The sequence below is a fragment of the Duganella sp. 3397 genome (genome assembly GCF_031456625.1).
GTDB classification, from domain to species: Bacteria; Pseudomonadota; Gammaproteobacteria; order Burkholderiales; family Burkholderiaceae_D; genus Rugamonas; species Rugamonas phyllosphaerae.
Genome location: NZ_JAVDVB010000013.1, coordinates 1 through 20,327, shown reverse-complemented (window position 1 = coordinate 20,327; position 20,327 = coordinate 1). Strand labels below are relative to the sequence as shown.

Here is a 20,327-nt window from a genome sequence, read left to right as displayed (position 1 = left end):
CCATCCCGAACAGGACCGTGAAACGACTTTGCGCCGATGATAGTGCTGCAACCAGTGTGAAAGTAGGTTATCGTCAGGCTAGTTATATAGAAAAACCCCACCAGGTGATCCTGGTGGGGTTTTTCGCATTTGGGCTGTCATATTCTTGTCACGTTACCCCGCTAAACTTGTCTCTTTCCCAATTAGAGGTGGTTGGCATGATGCGTCTTTCCCTGGTGTCGCTGGCGGTATTGTCGGTTTTGGCAGGTTGCGGTAGCAATGATGAAAATACGGCGGCGCCCGTCAATCCAGCCATGACCGGGGTGTTCCTCGATGGCGTCGTTGACAATCTCGATTACGTGGCAGGTACCGCACCGAAGGCCGCTACCAACGCCAAAGGCGAGTTCACCTGCTATGCTGGCGACACCGTCAGCTTCAGTGTTGGCGGCATTGCCCTGGGCAGCACCCTGTGTGCTCCCACGGTCACTCCGCTGGAACTGGCCCGCGTGGTCGATATCAAGGAGATCAAAGTGATCAATCGCCTGCTGGCCCTGCAATTGCTCGACGATGACAACGACCCTTCGAACGGCATCAAGCTCACGGCCGAGGCCAAGACCGCGCTGGCCGGCAAGACCCTCGACTTCAACGCTGCCGCCACGGCCTTCAATACCAACCTGAGCGCCACCCTGGCCACGGCCGGCGCCAAGTATGCAGCGCGCAGCGTGGACGACAGCCGCCGCGCACTGGTGCGCGAACACTTCGAAGATACGCTGGCGTCCAAGCGCGGCACGCCGGTCAACGAGACCTTCACCCAGAAAAACACCCTGGGCGACGTGGCCGTGACCGTCACCCGCTACCAGGTCCATGCCGACAGCAAGTTCTACATCCCTTACGAGGGCAACAATGCCAAGGTCAAGGAAGAATTCCCGCTCGGTTTCCTGCCATCGTACGGCTCGGCGCTGGCCTTCAAGGGCACCAATGCCAACGGCGACCTCGAGTTTTACGGCCTGACCGATCGAGGCCCCAACGGCGACGGTCCCAATCTGCCGGCCTTGAGCGGCACCGGCGTGACCGGCAGTAAAATCTTCCCGTCGCCGAGTTTTGCGCCTTCATTCGGCGTGATCACGGTGGGCAAGTCGGGCGCGGTGCTCACATCGTCCACACCGATCAAGGTCTCGGCAACCGTTGCCACGTCGGGCCTGCCGGTGGCGCCGGGCACCGTCGGTTACACGTCGGAGCTGCCGGTGATGGACGTGATGAAATATGACGCCGCCAGCAAGGCCACCTTCAATGCTGGCGGGCTCGACTCCGAAGCCATCGTCTTCGACAAGAAACGCAACGTGCTGTGGGTATCGGACGAGTATGGTCCGTTCATCGAGAAGATCGATCCGGCCACCGGCGTCATCCTCAGCAAGTATGCGCCAGGCACCGGCCTGCCGGCCATCTTCGCCAAGCGCCGCGCCAATCGCGGCATGGAAGGCATGGCACTCGACACCACCACCGACAAGCTGCACGGCTTCCTGCAAAGTCCGCTCACCGATGGCAACGCGCCATACACCGTGACCGGCAAGAGCGAAGCGGTCGAACGTTTCGCCCGCTTTACGCGCTGGACCGAATTCGATCCCACCACGGGCACGTCGGGCAAGATGTACGCCTATCCGCTGGACGCGACCGATTACCAGGACGGCCGCACTGGCAACGCCAAGCTCGGCGACGTGGTGGCGCTGGGTAATGGCAAGTTCATCGTGATCGAGCAGGGCGCGGCGCCTGGCGGCAATGTGTTCAACAAGCTGATGCTCGTGGAAATCGGCGCGGCCACCGACATTTCAGCCAATGCCTACAACGCCACCACGTCCGACCTGGAAAAGAGCAGCATGGGCGGCGCTGCCGTCAACGGCGCCGACTGGAAATCGGTCGTCGCCATGAAGAAAACCGTGCTGCTGGACTTGAACGCCATCGGCTGGCTGGCTGAAAAGGCCGAAGGCTTGACGATGGTGGACGCCAATACCCTGGCCCTGGTCAACGACAACGACTTCGGCATGAAAACCAAGGTGTTCAATGCCGCCGGCGCAGTGATCGAGGATGCAGATGTGACCAAGTGCAATGTCGATGCCAACGGCGCCATCATTGCCAGCAATGCTGCAGGTTGTACATCCGGCAATACCATCCGGGTCGGACGGGGTACCGACCTCGAGCGCCCAAGCCGCCTGTGGCTGATCAAGTTTGCCAAGGCGCTGACGTCGTTCTGAGGCGGAGATGGTAGTCGGCAAGGAAGCGCGCTATTGGCGCTTTCCTTACCGGCGGGACAGATTCTTAGCCCACATCAAGGCGGCGGCACGACAGGTTGCTACCTTCTCAGGGATAACCCTGGAAGGAATCCCTCATGGACTATGCGCAGCTAAGACCTGGTCGCCGCTTTGCCCCGCTGCACAGCCTGCTGTATTACAGCCAGCGGCTCGTCACCCGGCCGGCACTGCGCCGCCTGGTGGTGCGCACCCTGACCGGGGCGCTACGCCTGCGCCATGGCAGCGGCAGCGAACTGCACGCCGACAGCGCCGAAGAGGCAGCCGCCTTGGCCGACCTGAGCCAGAGCGGCTACGCGCCGCTCGGCAACCAGCTCAGCAGCGTGCAATGCGACGCCATCCGCGCCTACCTGCAAGACAAACTGCTGACCGATCGCGACCGTGAACGCGAGCTGTTCGCGCTGGCGCAAGCGCCGCCAGGCGTGCGCGTGGCCGATTATCACCTGCGCGACGTGATCGCCTGTCCGCACATCCTGGCGCTGGCCAATAGCGCACCGCTGCTGGGCCTGGCCGCGCGCTATATGCGCTGCAAGCCCACCATCTCTGCGCTGGGCCTGCGCTGGTCGTTCCCGGTAGCGGGCGACGCCAGCGATTTACAGGTGTTTCATCGCGACTCTGAGGACTGGCGCTACCTGAAGGTGCTGGTGTACCTGACCGATGTCGATCATGACGCGGGGCCGCACGTGTATTTGCACGGCAGCCACCTGACGCAGGCACCGGTGCGGCTGCGCTTTTACAGCGACGACGAAATCTCCGCCAACTATGGCGCCGAGCGGCTGCTCACGGCCACCGGAACGCGCGGCTTTTGCTTCGCGGTCGATACCGCCGGCATCCACAAGGGCACGGCACCGCACTTGCTGCCACGGCTGATGCTGCAGATCCAGTACTCGCTGCTGCCCAGCTATGCCTACCAGTATGCGCCCGAGGAATACCACGGCGCACTGCAGCTCGATCCCTATGTGAACCGCCTGATCGTGCGGCCGCTGCGTGGGCAGCGCTGATGTCGACGGAGTATATGGCGCCGCATTGCGCCTGCCCCCGCTGCGGGTCCGAGTGGACCCGGCGCATTCGGCGCGCCTGGTGGATGCGGCTGCTGGCGGGCAGCATGCGCATCCGCTGCCTGGCCTGCCACCATGAATTCCTGTTCAGGAAACGCTAGGTTTCCTTCACGCTGCCCTTGCTGATACTTTCTCCGTCTGTCTTGCGCAGCGACCAGAACGTGATCGACGACAGCACGGTCATCACCGCCAGCGTGAGGAAGGCGTAGTGCAGTGCCGTGGTGAGGGCGATGCGGTTCGATTGCGGCACGTCGCCCAGGTACCAGCCCGTGATCAGCGAGCCGGCCGCCAGGCCGAAGCTCACCGACAACTGTTGCATCGAACTGGCGATGGTGCTGGCCATGCTGCTGTCGTTACCTTCCACGTCGGCGTAGGCGATGGTGTTCATGCTCGAGAACTGCAGCGAATTGAAGAATCCCAGGCACAGGCTGATCATCACGATCACGTAGATCGGCGTGCCTTGCTGGACGAACGAGAAGAGGCTGATGGTGATCCCGATCAGCACCGTGTTCACCGTGAGCACCTGGCGGTAGCCGAAGCGCGCCAGCACCCGCGCCGAGATGAATTTCATGAACATCGCGGCGGCGGCCGACGGCATCATCAACAGGCCCGATTGCCAGGCCGGCAGGCCCAGTCCCAGTTGGTACAGCAGCGGCAGCAGGAACGGCAAGCCCCCCACGCCAATGCGGGTAATGAAGCCGCCCATGACCGAGACGCGGAAGGTGCGCACCTTGAACAGGGCAATGCGCAGCAGCGGATACGCCGCCTCGCGCGCATGCCACACGTAGGCCGCCAGCAACGAGCAGGCGATCAACAGCAGCACCGACATCGACGTGATGTCGAGCCGGTGTTCGCCGAACACCTCGAGCAGCCATGACAGAAGCGCCACGCCGGTGCCGAACAACACCAGGCCGATGAAGTCGAGCGGGCGCGTGTCTTCGCTGCGGTAGTCGGGCATGTGCTTGTTGGCCAGGTACAGTGCGGCGATGCCCACCGGGACGTTGACGAAGAAGATCTCGCGCCAGGTCATCCAGTGCACGATCAGGCCGCCGACCGTGGGCCCGAGCAGGGGCCCGATCAGCGCCGGGATGATGACGAAGTTCATCGCCGCCAGCAGTTCGGACTTGGGGAAGGTGCGCACGATGGCCAGGCGCCCGACCGGCATCATCATCGCCGCACCGAAGCCTTGCAGCAGGCGCGCCGCCACCAGCATCGGCGAATTGACCGACAGGCCGCACAGGATGGACGCGATGGTGAAGATGGCGATGGCGCTCATGAACACGCGCCGGGTGCCGAAGCGGTCGGCCATCCAGCCGCTGACCGGAATCGCCACCGCAAGGCTGAGCACATAGCTGGTGACCACGGCCTTGAGGCTGAGCGGCGTTACTTGCAGGCTGGCTGCCATGCTGGGAATGGCGGTGTTGACGATGGTGGAATCCAGCTGCTCCATGAACAGGGCGGTGGCCACCACCCACGGCAGGTAGCGCTTGGCGGCCACCTCGGCTGCGGATGGTTCGGGGAGTTGGGCGGTAGTATCCATGGTCTGATTTTCCCATAAATGTGCCGCGAAGGTCACCGGGTCTTTAGGGGAGTGCGCAGCAGTCATCATGCTGTCACCGGACAGCGCTAAGGTGCGTGCAACCATCTCGAGGAGGCCCCATGCACGACCAACCACCGATTCCCGGACGACGCGGCTTTATCCGCCAGGTAGCCGGCACTGCGCTGCTGGGCACCGGCCTGGCCGCTTGCACCAGCACGGCCAGCCATGGCGACAACAACGACAACACCGGTCCGTTGCGCTTTGCCCACGGCGTGGCCAGCGGCGACCCGTTGACCGACCGGGTAATCCTGTGGACCCGCGTGACCCCGGGCCAGGACAATGGCGGCGGCGACATCGCCGTGCGCTGGCAACTGGCCACCGATGCCGCCATGCGCTCGGTAGTGGCTTCGGGCACCCTGACCACCTCGGCGCACCAGGACTACACCGTCAAGGTCGATGCCGCCGGATTGCTGCCCGGTCACGTGTACCACTACCAGTTCGAGACGGGCGTGGCGAAATCTCCGGTAGGCCGCACCAAGACCCTGCCGCGCATGGACGTGCGCCAGGTGAAGCTGGCGGTGTTCTCGTGTTCGAATTACCCGTTCGGCTTTTTCAATGTATACGCCGACGCCGCGCTGCAGGGCGATCTCGATGCGGCGCTGCACCTGGGCGACTATATCTACGAGTACGAAAGCACCGGCTATGGCGCCGAGCAGGGCAAGCAGCTCGACCGCGTGTCCGAGCCGCGCGACGTGCTGCTGCGGCTGGAGGACTACCGGCGCCGCTATGCCCAGTACCGCAGCGATCCCGACCTGCAGGCGGTCCATGCCGCCATGCCGTTCATCGCCGTGTGGGACGACCACGAAATCGCCGACGACACCTGGCGCGACGGCTCGCTCGACCACAAGACCAGCGCCTACGGCCCGTTCAAGCTGCGCAAGCTGGCGGCGGCCACCGCCTACCACGAGTGGATGCCGATCCGCACGCCCGATCCGGCGGCAATCGACAGGATCTACCGCTCGTTCGACTTCGGCAGCATCGTCTCGCTGCACATGCTCGACACCCGCGTGATCGGTCGTGATCAGCAACTCATGATGTCCTCGTACTTCGACGCCAACAAGCAGTTCGACGAGGCCCGGTACCGCAGCGACCTGTATTCGCCGCGCCGGCAGATGATGGGCGCCGAGCAGATGGCGTGGCTCGACCGGCAAGTGGAACAATCGACCGCGCGCTGGCAGATGTTGGGCCAGCAGGTGCTGATGGCGCGCATGGAGTATCCGAAAGCGGTGGTGCTGGGCGAGTGTTCGAGCACCGCCTACGTGGCCGCCAAACGCCGTGCAGCGCTGGATCCTGCGAGCGTAACCGACCAGGAGCTGCGCTGGCTGGCGTCGCCCTCGCTGCCGTGTTACCTCGATTCGTGGGACGGCTACCAGAGCGAGCGCGAACGGCTGTTCGCCATCATGGAACGGCACCGCAAGAACATGGTGGTGCTGGCCGGCGACACGCATAACGCCTGGGCCAGCGACCTTTTCGATGCCAATGGCCGCCAGGTGGGCGTGGAATTTGCCACCCCCGGCGTGACCTCACCGGGCATGGAAGGCGGCCAGCCCCAGCGCAACCCGGACGACGTGGCGGCCATGATGACCGACATGATCGCGCCGCTGTACTACGCCCAGACCAGCAAGCGCGGTTACCTGGTGGTCACCGCCACCCACGAGCAAGTGCGCTGCGATTTCCGTTTCGTCGATACTGTGCAGCAGCACCAGTACACGGCGGCGGTGGAGCGCAGCCTGCGTACGCTGGCCGGACCGGGCAACCGCAAGATCGAGGAATGCCCGCCGGTGTAAATCAGTGCGCTTTGAGCGCCACCAAAGCATCGTACAACGGCTGGGTCGCGTCGGCGATGCGTTCCAGGCTGGCCTCGCGCAGGGCGGAGGTATCGACCGTGTTCTGCGAGTCCAGTCCCGCCCAGCGCAGCAGCGCGCTGCAGGCCTCGGGCGTATCGAACAGGCCGTGCAGGTACGTGCCGAGGATCTGGCCATCGCCAGATACCGCACCTTCGGGCCGGCCGGCGATGGTAAACGCCGGCCGGTCCAGGGCGGCGCCGGTGGAGGTGCCCATATGGATTTCGTAGCCAGTGACTGCAGCGCCATCATCGTCGAACGCGCACAAGCCGTGCACCTGCACCAGCCGCTTGTGCGGCGTCATCTCCGTAGTCATGTCGAGCAGACCGAGGGCCGGCGAGGCGCCGGCGTGGCCTTCCATGCCCAGCGGGTCAAGCACGCCGGCGCCCAGCATCTGGAAGCCGCCGCACACGCCGATCACCTTGCCGCCGTAGCGCAGGTGGCGCGCAATGGCTGCCGGCCAGCCCTGCGACTGCAGCCAGGCCAGGTCGCCCCGCGTGTTCTTGCTGCCGGGGAGGATGATCAAATCCGCCGGCGGGATCGGCTCGCCCTGGCGCACAAAGCGCAGATCGACGTCCGGGTGCGCGCGCAGGGCGTCGAAGTCGGTGTGGTTGCTCATGCGCGGCAGGCTGGGCACCACGACGCGGAAGGCACCGGTGGAGGCCTGAACTGCCTGCACCGCATCCTCCGCATCGAGGAACAGGCCGTGCAGATACGGCAGCACGGCCAGCACCGGCTTGCCGGTTTGCTGCTCGAGCCATTCCAGGCCCGGTTCTAGCAGCTTGATGTCGCCCCGGAAGCGGTTGATCACGAAGCCGATGGTGCGATCGCGTTCGCTTTGCGACAGGCACGACAAGGTGCCGACCAGGTGGGCGAACACGCCGCCGCGGTCGATGTCGGCCACCAGGATCACCGGGCAATCGACTTTTTCGGCAAAGCCCATGTTGGCGATATCACGCGAGCGCAGGTTGATTTCGGCAGGGCTGCCCGCGCCTTCGACCATCACGCAATCGTATTGCGCCAGCAGGCGCTGGTGCGATTCCAGTACCGCCTCCATGGCGACTGTCTTGTAGCGATGGTAGTCGCGCGCATTCATCTCGGCGCGCACCTGGCCGTGGATGATTACCTGCGCGCCGATGTCGCTCGACGGTTTTAACAGCACCGGGTTCATGTCGGTATGCGGCGCCACGCCGGCGGCGATCGCCTGCAGCGCCTGGGCGCGGCCGATCTCGCCGCCGTCGGCAGTGACCGCGCTGTTGAGCGCCATGTTCTGCGGCTTGAATGGCGCCACGCGCACGCCGTCGCGCTTGAGCAGGCGGCACAGGGCCGCCACCACGGTGCTTTTGCCGGCGTCGGACGTGGTGCCTTGCACCATCAGGGTCGTGTAGGGAAAAGTCATCAGAAGGGTTTCAATTTTTGCGCCGCTGGCGCGCCTGTTCCAGCAGCTCGCACATGGCGCGCGTGCCCTCCACCATGCGCGGACCGGCGCGGTTGAGCAGTTCGCCGTCGAGCGTAAACAGGTTGCCGTTACGGACCGCCTTCATGGTCGTGTACTGCTTCCACAGCGTGACGCCGCCGTAGTCCTTTTCGGCGGTGCCGAAGATCGCTTCGGGATCGGCTTGCAGCACGCCTTCGATGCTGACTACGGGGGCCGTCACCTTCAGGTCGGCGAAGATGTTGACGCCGCCGCACACGCGCATGGCGTCGGTGACGATCGAGCCGGCGCTCAAGGTATAGAGCGGCTTGTCCCACACCTGGTAGAACATGCGCACCGGCGGCCGGTTGGCATATTGCTTGGTCAGCGCGGCGAACTGCGCGCGGATCTGCGTGGCGGCAGGTTGCGCCACGGTTTCCGTACCTAGCAACTGGCCCATGCGCTGGAGGTTGTCGGCGATGCCGTCGAGTTTCAACGGTTCGCTGTGGAAGATCGGGATGCCCAGCTGGCGCAGGGTGTCGATCTGGCGCTCGGAGCTGCCGTGCATCCAGGCCACGATCAGGTCGGGCTTCAGGGCGATCACGCGCTCCATGTCGATCTGGCGGTTGGTGCCGATGCGTGGGATCTTCTTGGCCGCTTCCGGGTAATCGCTATAGGTGACGGCGCCGACGATGCGTTCGCCGCCGCCGGCTGCGAACAGCAGTTCGGTCACGTGCGGCGACATCGAGACGATGCGCTGCGCCGGCTTTTGCAGGGTGATGACGTTGCCGTCGTCGTCGCGCACGGTGATGGCGGCGTTGGCGGTCATGCAGGTTGCCAGTGACAGCAAGACCAGGGTTGTGAGGCGTTTCATTTTTCGGTCCATTCTTTCAATGCCAGTTCCAGGCGCTGCCAGCCTGCTTGGTCGGGCGGCAGGCCCAGGCGGATACCGCGCGCGGCCTCGCGAAACAGCCGCACCCACACGCCGCGTTCGGCCATGTGCTGCCAGAACGCCTCCGGCTGCGGTTCGGCCCACCACTGGAACAGCGGCGTGCCGGTCGAGGCGATGCCATGGCTGGCCAGGAGTGCCGCCAGCCGTGCGCCTTCGGCGTGCAGGTAGTCGTGGGTGCTGGTTTGCCAGGCGCGGTCGTGCAGGGCGGCGAGCGCAATGTGCTGGGCGGGGCCGCTGATGGTCCAGGGGCCGAGCAGGTCGGCCAGGTCGCGCAGCAGGCCGGCATGGGCCGCAACGAAGCCGAGGCGGATGCCGGCCAGGCCAAAAAATTTGCCCACCGAGCGCAGCACGATCAGCCCCGGCATGCCGGTGTGCGCCGCCACACTGTTGTGCCGAGCGGTGTCGCCGAATGCTTCATCGACCACCAGCCAGCCGCCGCGCGCGGCCAGTTGGCTCGCCCAGTCCAGCAACTGCGCAGCGGGCACAGTGGCGCCGGTGGGGTTGTTCGGATTGCAGACCACCACCACGTCGCTATGCGCGATGGCGGCATCGAGTTCCGCATACGGGATTTGCGTGAGCGTGTGGCCGTGACCGTGCCATTGGTGCGCATGTTCGGCGTACGACGGCGCGGCCACTGTCACGCGCGACGGGGCGCGCAGCCGGGGCAGGGCCTGGATCGCCGCCTGGGTGCCGGCCACCGGCAGCATCAATGGCGCGCCGTAGCATGCTTGCGCCGCTTGTGCCAGTTCGGGCGAGGCCTCGGGCAGCCGGTGCCACGCGTTGCCGGGCAGTGTGGGCGCCGGGTACCAGCGCGGATTGAGGCCGGTGGACAGGTCGAGCCAGTCGGACCGGCCGAAGCGTAGCGTGGCGTCGCGCAGGTTGCCGCCGTGTTCAAGCATGGAGCGCCTCCAGCAGTGCCGGCAATAGCGTCAGCACCAGCCCGGCGCCCAGCCACAGCGCGGTGGTGTGCGTGACCAGCCGCCACGCGCGGCCGATATCGATGCCGGTGGCTGGCACGCCGGCACCGAGCACCGGGCGCTCTTCGAGCTGGCCGTGGTAGACGGCCGCGCCGCCCAGTTGCACGCCGAGCGCGCCGGCGCCGCTGGCCATGACCGGGCCGGCGTTGGGGCTGTCCCACAACGGCGCCTGGGTGCGCCAGCACTGCCAGGCGCGCCGCTTGGCTGCCAGGCCGGGGGCCAGCAGCACATACGACAGTGCGGTCAGGCGCGCCGGGATGTAATTGAGGGCGTCGTCCAGCCGTGCGGCGGCGCAGCCGAAGCGCAGCAGGCGTTCGGTACGATAGCCCCACATGGCGTCGAGCGTGTTCGCCATGCGGAACATGACGGCAGCGGGGCCACCGCCAACGATGAACCAGAACAGCGTGGCGAAGACGGCGTCGTTGCCGTTTTCCAGCAGCGACTCGGCGCTGGCGCGGGTGAGTTCCACTTCGCTGGCGCTGCTGGTATCGCGGCTGACGATGCGCGACGTCAGGTAGCGCGCCTGCGGCAAATCGTTGTGCGCCAGTGCGTGGGCGATCGGCAGGTTGTGTTCGCGCAGGCTGCGCAAGCCCAGGCATACGTACAGCATGGCCGCGTGCACGGCGGCGGCCAGCCAGAAGCTCACCGTGCCGGCCGCCCACACCAGCAGCGCGGTCAGCGCGGTGATCGGCAGCACCGCCAACAGCCACGCCAGCACGCCGCGCCGGAAGCGCGCCTTGCCGGTGCCGCGGTTGAGGCGGCGCTCGAGGCCCATGGCCAGGTTGCCAAAGCCGACCAGCGGATGCCAGCGGCGCGCTTCGCCCAGCAGCAGGTCGAGCAACACGCCGGCCACCATCAGCACCGCGATGGCGGCAAACGACAACCCAGCGATCATCCCTTCAGGACCAGCGGCAGGCCAGCGGCGACAAACACCGCGCGGTCGCAAATCGCCGCCACCGATTGATTCAGGCGGCCCTGTTCGTCGAGGAAGCAGCGCGAGATGGCGCCGAACGGCATGATGCCCAGGCCGACTTCGTTCGACACTAGTACGATGTCGCTGCTGCACTTGGTCAGCGCGCTGGCCAACATGTCCTGCTGTTCGTGGAACAGCGCGGGCAGAGTGATTTCGCCCACATCCGGGTATTCCTGGCCGCTCGAGAACAGCAGGTTGCTGAGCCAGAGCGTAAGACAGTCGACCAGGATCAGGCGCTCGGGCGAGGACCAGCGCAGCAGCTGGTTGCCCAGTGCCAGCGGTTCTTCCACCGTGGTCCACTCGCCGGGGCGGCTGCCCTGGTGGTGGGCGATGCGCGCGGCCATTTCGACGTCGCCAGCCGTGGCGGTGGCGATATAGACCACCTCCTTGCCCGACTCGATGGCCAGGCGTTCGGCGTAAGCGCTCTTGCCCGAGCGTGCGCCGCCCAGAACCAAAGTACGTGTCATCCGTGTCTCCTCATGAACAGGGCGGCTGCCGCCGCCGGGTTGGATGGGTAATATGCGTGAAAATACGAAGCGGTCAATGAGCCAACGCGATACCAGGCTTCACCCTGGATTGCGGAGGGGTGCTTGATTGTATGCGCGGCCGGCGCCACTGTGGTTGTCAGTTTTGAATAATGGAAGGTGTGGCCGCGCAGGACACCGTCTGCCGTGGGCAGTCCCTGCGGGCCCAACCCGGCCAGCCGTGGCTGCATTGCCACAGCGCCCGGCAGCAGGCCGGCCATGGCCCACTCGTTGTCCTGCTGGTCGGTCAGGGTATCGGCCAGCGCCATCATGCCGCCGCATTCGGCCACGATCGGCAGGCCGGACGCGTGCGCGGCGCGAATCGAGGCGCGCCAGGTGGCCGCCTCGCTCAATGTCTGTGCGTGCAATTCGGGGTAGCCGCCTGGCAGGTACACGGCATGTGCTGCGGCGGGCACCGGTTCGTCGGCCAGCGGCGAGAAGAAGGTCAACTCGGCGCCCAGCGCCCGCAGCAGGTCCAGGTTGGCGGGATACAGGAACATGAAGGCGGCGTCGCGGGCAATCGCAATCGTCCTACCCTGCAAGGTCGCCGGCATGGACTCGGCTGCTGGCGCTGGCGGGATTTCGATGCGCACCGGGGCCAGGGCTTCCCATGCCGCCTCGTCGAAAATCAGCTGGTCGGCCAGTTGGTCGAGCAGGGCGTCGAGATTGTGGATTTCGCCGGGCACCACCAGCCCCAGGTGACGTTCGGGCAGCGACACCTGCTGGCGCGGCATGGTGGCAAACAGCGGGACGTCGCGCAGCGACGCGGCCACCATCTTGCCGTGGTTGTCGCTGGCCACGCGGTTGGCGATCACGCCGGCCATCTCGACCGGACCATAGTCGCGCAGGCCCATGACGATGGCGCCGGCCGTCTGCGCCATGGCCGACGCATCGATCACGGCCAGCACCGGCACGCCGAAGGTGCGCGCGACATCGGCCGACGACGGCGTGCCGTCATATAAACCCATCACGCCTTCGATCAGGATCACGTCCGCCTCTTGCGCCGCTTGCGCCAGCTGGCTGCGGCACTGGTCAGGACCGACCATCCACAGGTCGAGCGTGCGTACCGGCGCGCCGGTAGCGCGTTCGAGCAGCATCGGGTCGATGAAGTCGGGGCCGCACTTGAGCGCCCGCACGCGCCGGCCCAGCTTGACCAGCTTGCGCGCCAGCGCGGCGGTGCAGGTGGTCTTGCCCTGACCGGACGAGACGGCCGCCACCATCACCACTTTCACGTCGATGTGCTTCACCACTCTGTACCCAGTTGCGCGGCGATGCCGGCCTTGAACGCGTGCTTGACGACCGTCATGTCGGTAACCGTGTCGGCAATCGCGATCAGTTCGGGCGGCGCACCGCGGCCGGTGATCACCACGTGCTGCATTGGCGGGCGCGCCAGCAAGTCGTTGATGACGTTTTCCACGTCGAGATAGCGGTACTTGAGGGCGATATTGAGTTCGTCGAGCACCACCAGGCCGCAGGCTGGATCGTCGAGGAAGCGCTTGGCCTGTTCCCACGCCAGCGTGGCCTTTTCGATGTCGCGTTCGCGATTCTGGGTTTCCCAGGTATAGCCTTCGCCCATGGTGTGAAAGCTCACTTCATCGGGGAAGCGGCGCAAGAACTGCTCTTCGCCGGTGGCCATCGCACCTTTGATGAACTGCACCACGCCCACCTTCATGTTGTGGCCCAGCGCACGCGCTACCATGCCGAACGCGCTCGAGCTCTTGCCCTTGCCGTTGCCGGTGTTGACGATGATGATGCCGATCTGCTTGTTGGCAGACGCGATCTGGGCGTCGATGATGGCTTTTTTGCGCTCCATGCGCACGCGGTGGCGTTCGTTGAGGGCGGCGTCGCCGGTATCAGGGGTGTTGGTTGGTTCGGTCATGGGGTCTCCTCGGAGGGGATGAAGATGCTGCGGTGGCCGTGGCGGATGATGTCGATCGGATGGCCCAGGTATTCGCCCAGGATATCGGCGCGCATCACGTCATCCTTGGCGCCGGCCAGCCAGCGGCCATCGCCACGCAGCAGCAATGCGTGGGTGGACACGCTGTGCGCCAGCGTGAGGTCATGACCAATCATGACCACGGTCTTGCCCTGTTCGCGGCACTGGCGCGCCAATAAAGTCATTACGCTCACCTGGTGCGCCAGGTCGAGCGCATTGGCCGGCTCATCGAGCAGCAGCAGTGGCGTGTCCTGCGCCAGCATGGCGGCAATCGCTACCCGCTGGCGCTCGCCACCGGACAGCGTGCGCACGTCGCGGCCGGCCAGGTCGGCCACTTCCATCGACGCCAGCGCTGCCAGGGCGATGGCATGGTCGTCGCTGCCTTCCCAGTAGCGGTGGTCGTGGTACGGGTGGCGTGCCGACAGTACGGTTTCGATCACGGAGTAGGCGAAAGCGTCACTGCGGCTTTGCGCCAGGAAGGCGCGCTGGCGCGCCAGGTCGGCCAGCGGCCAGTCTTGCAGCGCGCGCTCGCGGATCGATACCGTGCCGGCGTCAGCTGGGCGCAGTCCGGCCAGCGTGCGCAGCAGGGTGCTTTTGCCGGCGCCGTTGCGGCCGATTACGCTCCAGCATTCGCCGGTGCGTACCTGCCAGTCGAGATTGGCGACCAGCTGGCGCTGGCCGATGCTAAGAGAGAGCTGATGGGTGGCGATCATCATGTCGTCACTTCCGCAGCCGGTGCAGCTGGTACAGGAACACCGGTGCACCGACCAGCGCGGTGATCACGCCGACCGGCAGCTGCTCGGGCGCGATGATGGTGCGCGCCAGCGTATCGGCCAGCATCAGGTAAATGCCGCCGGCCAGCGTGGCGGCGGGAATCAACAGGCGGTGGTCGGGACCGACCGCGAAGCGGCAGGCGTGCGGCACGATCAGGCCCACGAAGCCGATGCTGCCGGCGGTCGTCACCGCGCTGGCGGTCAGCAGGCCGGAGACAAAGAACAGTCCCTTGCGCAGCGCGCCCACGCGGATGCCCAAGGTGGCGGCGGCTTCCGCATGGAGCGCCATCACGTTCATGGCGCGCGCATTTTTGACCGCGAACAGCAGCGCGGCGACCAGCACCAGGCACGGCATCCAGCGCAGCGGTGCACCGGCCATGTCGCCGATCATCCAGAACACCATGCTGCGCAGGCGGCTGTCGGGCGCGATCGACAACATCAATGTGACGAGCGCCATGCAGGCCGACGACAGAATCACGCCGGTGAGCAGCAGCAGGGCGGTGCCGCCATCGGCTGCGGCGCCGCCGCGCAGGTCGCGCCGCGCCAGCAGGTACAACATCATGGAGACGGCCACGGCGCCGCCAAACGCCGCCGCATCGACCATCCACGCCGCGCACATGAACATCAACGCCGCCAGCGCGCCCACCGACGCGCCGGCGGAAATGCCCAGCACATAGGGATCGGCCAGCGGATTGCGCAGCAAGGCCTGCATCATCACGCCAGCCAGGGACAGCGCCGCACCAGTGATGAAAGCGGTGAGCGCGCGATGCACGCGCAGATCGAGCAGGGTAGCGGCCAGCGTGGATTTCTCGCCATGCAGCAGGTCGCCAATCGCAGCCGGCATATCGGCCAGGGGAACCGCCACCGACCCGGTCATCCCCGAAAACACCAGCCCCGCAAGCGCGAACAGCCCCAATCCACCCAACACCAGGACGGCGCGCTGTTGTAACTTGCGGGAGAAATCAGCCATTTACTCTTTCCTGAAGTTCGGGGTCAGTGCCGACATTCGGACACAGGCTCTGCAATGATAAAGCAGAGATCGTGTCCGAATGTCGGCACTGACCCCGAAGTGGGATTACTTGTAGCCGTAGCGCAGGCCGGCGAAGAACTTGGCGCCCGGGGTATTGTAGTAGCGGGCCAGGTCGTACTGTTTATCGCCGATGTTATTCCAGCGTACCAGCGCGGACCAGTCGCGGGTGAAGGCGTACGCGGCGTACAGGTTCACCAGGCCGTAGCCGCCCAGGCGCACGGTGTTGGCGGCGTTTTCGAAGCGTGCGCTCGACAGCTCCACTTCCACGCCCGCTTTCAGGGCGCCGGTGCCGTAATCGGCGGTGACGTTGGCATGGCGCTTGGCGCGGCGGATCAGGCGCTTGCCGGTGGTGTCGTCTTGCGGGTCTTGCAGGTCGGCGTTGGCGCCCAGGTTGACGCCCATGACACGCGTGGCGGCCGACAGCGTGATGCCTGCCAGCGTGGCGCGGTTGACGTTGTAGGCGCAGCCGCTGGTGTAGCCGCCGCCGAACGGGCAAGGGTTAGTGTTGACCAGCATGTCGGTCAGGCGGTTGCGGTAGTAGCCGGCGCTCATCGCATTGACGCCATCGTCGTAGCGCAGGCCCACTTCGGCGTTGCGGCCCTTTTCCGGGCGGTTGGCCGGGTTGCCGTAGTTCGGGAAATACAGCTCGTTGTAGGTCGGCGCGCGGAAGCTGCTGCCATAGCTTGCGGTGGCGCGCAGCGCGCGGGTGAACTGGTAGCCGTAGCCGATGGCGCCGGTGTTCTGGTTGCCGTAGACGGAGTTGTCGCGCCGCGCGCTGGCGCTGAGCAGATGCGCGCCACGGCGGGCGTTGTACGAGGCTGCGAACGAATTGGTATTGCGGTCGCGGTTCATGGCGGCCGCGCCGTTGGTGTCCACTTCTTCCTTGCGATGCTCGTACAGCATTTGCAGCGTGTCGGCGCCGATCGTCACGTCGTTTTGCCAGGTGATGAAGCTCTGTTTGGTGTCGATGCGGGTGTAGCCGGCTGCGGTGGCGTTGATGTAGTTGGCGCCCTTGTCGCGGGTTTCGGAATATTGCAACAGGCTGCGCCACGCTGGCAGCAGCTGCGCCCTGGCGAACACGCTGGCAGTGTCGATGGTGTTCTCGCTGCGCGTGTCGTAGGCGGCAAGGCCCGAGTCGTACTGCGCATCGAGGTTGCTATGCAGGAACAGCGCACCCGCTTCGATACCCCTGGCCAGCTGCAGGCCGAATTGGCCGGAGACGTTTTCCTTGTCGTAGCCGTCGTCGTCCGGATTGTACGAGGACAGGCCGGAGCGGGTAGTGGAAAAGCCATCCGACTTTTCCTTGCCGACGCTGATGGCGTAGCTGAAGCTATGCTCACCGCCGGTGCTGCCGGACACCGTGGCGTCGGCCTCGCGCGTATTGTCGCTGCCGTAGCCGGCAAAGCCGGTAACTGCCGGCGCGCCCTGACCCTTCCGCGTGAAAATCTGGATCACGCCGCCGATGGCGTCCGCACCGTACAAGGAGCTCAATGGGCCGTAGACGATTTCGATGCGGTCGATGGCAGTGAGCGGAATCGCGCTCCAGTTGGCAGCACCCGTGGTGGCCGAGCCGATACGCACGCCGTCAACCAGCACGATGCTCTGGTTGCTGTTGGCGCCGCGGATATAGACGTTCGACGAGCTGCCGGCGCCACCGTTGCGCGTGACCTCGATGCCGCGCTGGCGCTTGAGCAGATCGACGATCGAGCCGGCGCCTGCCTGGGCGATCTGTTCGGCGTCGATGATGGTGCTGTCGCTGATGACGTCGGCCAGTGCTTGCGGCGTGCGGGTGGCTGTGACCAGCACGGTGGATGCCGATGCAGGTGCAGGTGCAGGTGCAGGTGCGGCGTGGGCACAGGAGGTGGCGAGGGCGAGGACAAACGACGGCAGCGCCGCGCGAGGGGTAAAGCGAAGGATCATGATTGCTATTTCTGTAAAGGGCAACCGGCCAGCATCCCGCAGGCCAGATTGAACAGAAGCGCACGGCGGCGCATGCCGGCGCGTGTGCTTCCACCAGGTTTGGCCGGTATCCGGGCTGGCAAGCGGCCAGTCCACCTTCCCATGCAGCGCACAGTGGTTGTCAGGACTGGTTTGTCGCCATCGGCGACGCTTGTTGACCGTTGCGGGGGCAGCACACGCTGGCCCTGTGAAGGGGCTTCGTGTTTCCCGTTTAACTGCGCATCCGGACGGACGCGCGGGCACCAAAACTCGGGCATTATACGTGGTGTCGCCTGGAGACTTGCTTTGACGCGGGGTGCGGCAGGATCAGCGCCTCGCCGTACGGCAGCCGGTGCGGCGCGCTCGCCGCTTGCAGCGCCATCGCCAGCGGCGCCAGGCCGGCGTGGCGGGCAGCGAGCAGGCGCATGGTGCCGGCGTGGCAGACCACGATCGCTGCGCCGTCATGGTTGGCATCGAGCTGGCGCTGCAAGTCGTCATAAAATGCGGCGACGCGTTCGGCCATCTGCAACACGCTCTCGCCGTCGCCAGGGCGGTAGTTGGCCAGGTCGGCGGTCCAGGCATCCACGCCTGCGCGGGGAATGCTGTCCCAGGCCTGCATCTCCCAGGCGCCAAAATCCATTTCCATCAGGCGGGCATCGAAGATGGGGGCGGACGCCAGGCGCGCCGCCAGCACGGCGCAGCGTCGCAAAGGGCTGGAAAACAGCGGTATCCCGTCGGGTATCGCGGGCAGCAGGGTGGCAAGCGCCTGTTCCAGCTGTGCGGGTGCCACCGCCAGGTCGGTGCGGCCGTAGCACATGCCGGGCGCGACGTCCGGCTGTGGATGGCGGATCAGGATCAGCCGCATGGTGCTAGAAGAACTGGCCGCTGCTGTGCAGGCCGGCCAGCACGCACAGGTAGAAAATCACTTCCGTCACCTGCTGCACTGCGCCCAGGCAGTCGCCCGTGTAGCCGCCGATGCGGCGCACGAATTTGCGTGCCAGCCAAATGGTGGCGGCCAGTGCGCACGCTATGCCCGACAGCAGCATGGTCCACGACAGCCAGTGTAGCCAGATCAGCACCAGGGCCGGCGCCACTGCGGTGACGGCAGCGATGGCAAATTCCGGCGTGGCCATTTTCTGCGCCAGCGGCTTGGCCTTGCCCTCGGCGCGCGCGTACTCGAGGCGCCAGATCAGCCCGGTGGCCATCAGGCGCGACAGCGGATGCGCAAACAGCAGGGCGGCAATCGCACCGTATGGCGGCAGCATGGTCAGCGTGGCGCACTTGAGCAGTAGCAGGGAAAAGATGCCGATCGCACCGTAAGCGCCGATGCGCGAGTCCTTCATGATCTCGAGCACCCGCTCGCTCGTCATGCCGCCGCCAAAACCATCGCAGGTGTCGGCGAAGCCGTCTTCGTGAAAGGCGCCGGTGACATAGATGCCAGCCGCCGTCGAGAGAATGGCGGCGATCGCCGGCGGAAAAAGTTTGAAGGCCGCCGCATACACGGCGCCGGCGATCAGCGCCACGACCACGCCGACGAGCGGAAAGTAGCGCGACGCCTGGTTCAGCCACGCCGGGTCGAACCCCACCCAGCGCGGGATCGGCAAGCGCGTAAAGAACTGCAGGGCGGTGAAGAACAGGCGTAGCTGGTGCATGGGTTAGTGGGCCTTGGCGCTGACCTGGGCCGATTCGAACGTGGCCATGCGGTTGAGGAAATTGACTGCCGCGTGCAGCAGCGGCAGCGCCAGGGCGCAACCGGTACCTTCGCCCAGGCGCAGGCCCACCGACAGCAGCGGCCGGGCATCGAGCGCCGCCAGCATTTGTTCGTGGCCCTGTTCGTCGGAGCAGTGGGCAAACACGCAGTAATCGAGGATGGCCGGTTGCAGGCGCGCGGCCACCAGCAGCGCACTGGTAACGATGAAGCCATCGATCAGCAGCACCTTGCGCAGCTCGGCCGCCTTGAGCATGGCGCCGGCGATCATGGCGATTTCCAGTCCGCCGAACGTGGCCAGCACGTCGAGCGGCTCGGTGATCGAGCCATGGCGCGCCACTGCCGCTTCGATCACGCGCTGCTTGTGCAGCACACCTTCGGGTGACAGGCCGGTGCCGGCGCCCACGCACTGCGCTACCGGGATGCCGGTCAGCTTGTGCATCAGTGCTGCCGCCGCCGTGGTATTACCGATGCCCATTTCGCCGAAGCCGACCACATTGCCTTCCAGTTCGGCCGCCAGCGCCATACCGGCGGCCAGCGCCGCCTGGCAGGTGGCGCGGCTCATGGCCGGCTCCTGTGCGAAGTTGTGAGTGCCATTGGCCAGCTTGCGGTCAACCAGGCCGGCGCGCGGGCCGAAGGCGTGATTCACCCCGGCGTCGATCACTTGCAAGGCGCAGTTGTTTTGTTCGGCGAAGACATTGATGGCGGCGCCGCCAGCCAGGAAGTTTTCCACCATTTGCCAGGTGACGTCTTGCGGATAAGCGGAAATGCCTTCCGCCACTACGCCGTGGTCGGCCGCGAAGACCAGGATCGCGGGCTCACGCACGGTGATGTCGCGCGTGTTCTGGATCAAGCCCAGTTGTTTGGCCAGAGATTCCAGCACCCCCAGGCTGCCGAGCGGCTTGGTCTTGTTATTAATGGCGGCGTCGAGCTGGTCCGACAGTGCAGTGTCGACAGTAGGGGAAATTGCAGGAATGAGCATGTGCTTGTTTATATAAGGAAGAGTGAACCGTTGCTACGATATCACAGAGAATAACGGCCACCCTCTTGCCAGCCCGGATACTCTGCGATATAGTTCTGTCCCTCGCAGAACGCTGTGTCAAACACAGGGTGAAACGAGAAAAAAGAAAGTTGACGAGATAAACGAAACACTTCATAATCTCGCTTCTTCGCTGACAGACAAAACGCTTTGTTGGCAACGCAGTACCGCAGTACCAAATAAAAGTTCTTTAAAAATTAACAGTCGATAAGTGTGGACGTTTGATGAAAGTGCACGCAGCACTAGTTGCTGTGATACTTAAAATATCAAATGTTCACA

The 20,327-nt window shown here is 65.3% G+C and carries 17 protein-coding genes and 1 riboswitch; of the genes, 3 read left to right on the top strand and 14 right to left on the bottom strand.

The features are described 5' to 3' along the window. Positions 1–197: 197 nt before the first annotated feature. Positions 198–2,228 (top strand): esterase-like activity of phytase family protein, encoded by a 2,031-nt coding sequence (locus J2X54_RS25550; RefSeq protein ID WP_310184664.1) that lies wholly within the window; start codon positions 198–200, stop codon positions 2,226–2,228. Positions 2,229–2,362: 134 nt separating this feature from the next. Then, positions 2,363–3,283, top strand: a complete 921-nt coding sequence (locus J2X54_RS25545) for a phytanoyl-CoA dioxygenase family protein (RefSeq protein WP_310184662.1) — start codon at positions 2,363–2,365, stop codon at positions 3,281–3,283. Between the two features lie 154 nt (positions 3,284–3,437). Here J2X54_RS25545 and J2X54_RS25540 read toward each other — a convergent pair whose 3' ends face one another. Beyond that, on the bottom strand, positions 3,438–4,880 hold the full coding sequence (locus tag J2X54_RS25540; RefSeq protein WP_310184660.1) for a DHA2 family efflux MFS transporter permease subunit: 1,443 nt from the start codon (positions 4,878–4,880) through the stop codon (positions 3,438–3,440). A gap of 119 nt (positions 4,881–4,999) precedes the next feature. Between J2X54_RS25540 and J2X54_RS25535 the strand changes: the two genes are divergently transcribed. Continuing rightward, positions 5,000–6,727 (top strand): alkaline phosphatase D family protein, encoded by a 1,728-nt coding sequence (locus tag J2X54_RS25535; RefSeq protein WP_310184658.1) that lies wholly within the window; start codon positions 5,000–5,002, stop codon positions 6,725–6,727. Position 6,728: 1 nt separating this feature from the next. Here J2X54_RS25535 and J2X54_RS25530 read toward each other — a convergent pair whose 3' ends face one another. The 13 genes from J2X54_RS25530 to cobT all read right to left on the bottom strand — a co-directional run bounded on the left by J2X54_RS25530 (position 6,729) and on the right by cobT (position 19,991). Further along, the gene (locus J2X54_RS25530; RefSeq protein WP_310184656.1) at positions 6,729–8,183 is read right to left on the bottom strand and encodes a cobyric acid synthase; all 1,455 of its coding nucleotides are present in this window, start codon (positions 8,181–8,183) and stop codon (positions 6,729–6,731) included. Positions 8,184–8,193: 10 nt separating this feature from the next. Then, complete coding sequence (locus tag J2X54_RS25525) at positions 8,194–9,072, bottom strand: cobalamin-binding protein (protein WP_310184653.1); 879 nt, start codon at positions 9,070–9,072, stop codon at positions 8,194–8,196. Continuing rightward, positions 9,069–10,049 (bottom strand): threonine-phosphate decarboxylase CobD, encoded by a 981-nt coding sequence (gene cobD / locus J2X54_RS25520; RefSeq protein ID WP_310184650.1) that lies wholly within the window; start codon positions 10,047–10,049, stop codon positions 9,069–9,071. The genes J2X54_RS25525 and cobD overlap by 4 nt, the downstream gene beginning before the upstream one ends. Continuing rightward, a complete protein-coding gene (gene cbiB / locus J2X54_RS25515; protein ID WP_310184648.1) occupies positions 10,042–11,022 on the bottom strand; it encodes an adenosylcobinamide-phosphate synthase CbiB in 981 nt (326 codons plus the stop codon). Before cbiB ends, cobD begins: the two co-directional genes overlap by 8 nt. Continuing rightward, positions 11,019–11,567, bottom strand: coding sequence for a bifunctional adenosylcobinamide kinase/adenosylcobinamide-phosphate guanylyltransferase (cobU, locus tag J2X54_RS25510; RefSeq protein WP_070250827.1), 549 nt, complete (start codon positions 11,565–11,567; stop codon positions 11,019–11,021). Before cobU ends, cbiB begins: the two co-directional genes overlap by 4 nt. Then, positions 11,564–12,844, bottom strand: a complete 1,281-nt coding sequence (locus J2X54_RS25505) for a cobyrinate a,c-diamide synthase (protein WP_404990962.1) — start codon at positions 12,842–12,844, stop codon at positions 11,564–11,566. Before J2X54_RS25505 ends, cobU begins: the two co-directional genes overlap by 4 nt. Before the next feature lie 23 nt (positions 12,845–12,867). Continuing rightward, positions 12,868–13,503 carry a cob(I)yrinic acid a,c-diamide adenosyltransferase gene (gene cobO, locus J2X54_RS25500; protein ID WP_310184643.1) on the bottom strand — a complete coding sequence of 212 codons (636 nt, stop codon included), beginning with the start codon at positions 13,501–13,503 and terminating at the stop codon, positions 12,868–12,870. Continuing rightward, positions 13,500–14,273 (bottom strand): ABC transporter ATP-binding protein, encoded by a 774-nt coding sequence (locus J2X54_RS25495; RefSeq protein ID WP_310184666.1) that lies wholly within the window; start codon positions 14,271–14,273, stop codon positions 13,500–13,502. The genes cobO and J2X54_RS25495 overlap by 4 nt, the downstream gene beginning before the upstream one ends. A gap of 7 nt (positions 14,274–14,280) precedes the next feature. Then, complete coding sequence (locus J2X54_RS25490) at positions 14,281–15,303, bottom strand: iron ABC transporter permease (protein ID WP_310184641.1); 1,023 nt, start codon at positions 15,301–15,303, stop codon at positions 14,281–14,283. Positions 15,304–15,408: 105 nt separating this feature from the next. Further along, the gene (locus tag J2X54_RS25485; RefSeq protein WP_310184639.1) at positions 15,409–17,283 is read right to left on the bottom strand and encodes a TonB-dependent receptor domain-containing protein; all 1,875 of its coding nucleotides are present in this window, start codon (positions 17,281–17,283) and stop codon (positions 15,409–15,411) included. Positions 17,284–17,366: 83 nt separating this feature from the next. After that, a riboswitch (cobalamin riboswitch) is annotated at positions 17,367–17,584 on the bottom strand. After that, positions 17,579–18,166 carry a histidine phosphatase family protein gene (locus tag J2X54_RS25480; RefSeq protein ID WP_310184638.1) on the bottom strand — a complete coding sequence of 196 codons (588 nt, stop codon included), beginning with the start codon at positions 18,164–18,166 and terminating at the stop codon, positions 17,579–17,581. (Overlaps the previous riboswitch by 6 nt.) Before the next feature lie 4 nt (positions 18,167–18,170). Beyond that, entirely contained in the window at positions 18,171–18,953 is a 783-nt protein-coding gene (locus J2X54_RS25475; RefSeq protein WP_310184636.1) for an adenosylcobinamide-GDP ribazoletransferase, read from the bottom strand. A gap of 3 nt (positions 18,954–18,956) precedes the next feature. Then, positions 18,957–19,991 carry a nicotinate-nucleotide--dimethylbenzimidazole phosphoribosyltransferase gene (cobT, locus tag J2X54_RS25470; protein WP_310184634.1) on the bottom strand — a complete coding sequence of 345 codons (1,035 nt, stop codon included), beginning with the start codon at positions 19,989–19,991 and terminating at the stop codon, positions 18,957–18,959. Positions 19,992–20,327 lie beyond the last annotated feature (336 nt).

What these genes read in the sequence shown, in the direction of transcription:
- J2X54_RS25525 (WP_310184653.1), bottom strand. Translation starts at nt 9,072, where the DNA reads ATGAAACGCCTCACAACCCTGGTCTTGCTGTCACTGGCAACCTGCATG.
- J2X54_RS25545 (WP_310184662.1), top strand. Translation starts at nt 2,363, where the DNA reads ATGGACTATGCGCAGCTAAGACCTGGTCGCCGCTTTGCCCCGCTGCAC.
- J2X54_RS25540 (WP_310184660.1), bottom strand. Translation starts at nt 4,880, where the DNA reads ATGGATACTACCGCCCAACTCCCCGAACCATCCGCAGCCGAGGTGGCC.
- cobD (WP_310184650.1), bottom strand. Translation starts at nt 10,049, where the DNA reads ATGCTTGAACACGGCGGCAACCTGCGCGACGCCACGCTACGCTTCGGC.
- J2X54_RS25495 (WP_310184666.1), bottom strand. Translation starts at nt 14,273, where the DNA reads ATGATCGCCACCCATCAGCTCTCTCTTAGCATCGGCCAGCGCCAGCTG.
- J2X54_RS25550 (WP_310184664.1), top strand. Translation starts at nt 198, where the DNA reads ATGATGCGTCTTTCCCTGGTGTCGCTGGCGGTATTGTCGGTTTTGGCA.
- cbiB (WP_310184648.1), bottom strand. Translation starts at nt 11,022, where the DNA reads ATGATCGCTGGGTTGTCGTTTGCCGCCATCGCGGTGCTGATGGTGGCC.
- J2X54_RS25535 (WP_310184658.1), top strand. Translation starts at nt 5,000, where the DNA reads ATGCACGACCAACCACCGATTCCCGGACGACGCGGCTTTATCCGCCAG.
- cobO (WP_310184643.1), bottom strand. Translation starts at nt 13,503, where the DNA reads ATGACCGAACCAACCAACACCCCTGATACCGGCGACGCCGCCCTCAAC.
- J2X54_RS25475 (WP_310184636.1), bottom strand. Translation starts at nt 18,953, where the DNA reads ATGCACCAGCTACGCCTGTTCTTCACCGCCCTGCAGTTCTTTACGCGC.
- J2X54_RS25480 (WP_310184638.1), bottom strand. Translation starts at nt 18,166, where the DNA reads ATGCGGCTGATCCTGATCCGCCATCCACAGCCGGACGTCGCGCCCGGC.
- J2X54_RS25490 (WP_310184641.1), bottom strand. Translation starts at nt 15,303, where the DNA reads ATGGCTGATTTCTCCCGCAAGTTACAACAGCGCGCCGTCCTGGTGTTG.
- J2X54_RS25505 (WP_404990962.1), bottom strand. Translation starts at nt 12,844, where the DNA reads ATGGTGGCGGCCGTCTCGTCCGGTCAGGGCAAGACCACCTGCACCGCC.
- J2X54_RS25485 (WP_310184639.1), bottom strand. Translation starts at nt 17,283, where the DNA reads ATGATCCTTCGCTTTACCCCTCGCGCGGCGCTGCCGTCGTTTGTCCTC.
- J2X54_RS25530 (WP_310184656.1), bottom strand. Translation starts at nt 8,183, where the DNA reads ATGACTTTTCCCTACACGACCCTGATGGTGCAAGGCACCACGTCCGAC.
- cobT (WP_310184634.1), bottom strand. Translation starts at nt 19,991, where the DNA reads ATGCTCATTCCTGCAATTTCCCCTACTGTCGACACTGCACTGTCGGAC.
- cobU (WP_070250827.1), bottom strand. Translation starts at nt 11,567, where the DNA reads ATGACACGTACTTTGGTTCTGGGCGGCGCACGCTCGGGCAAGAGCGCT.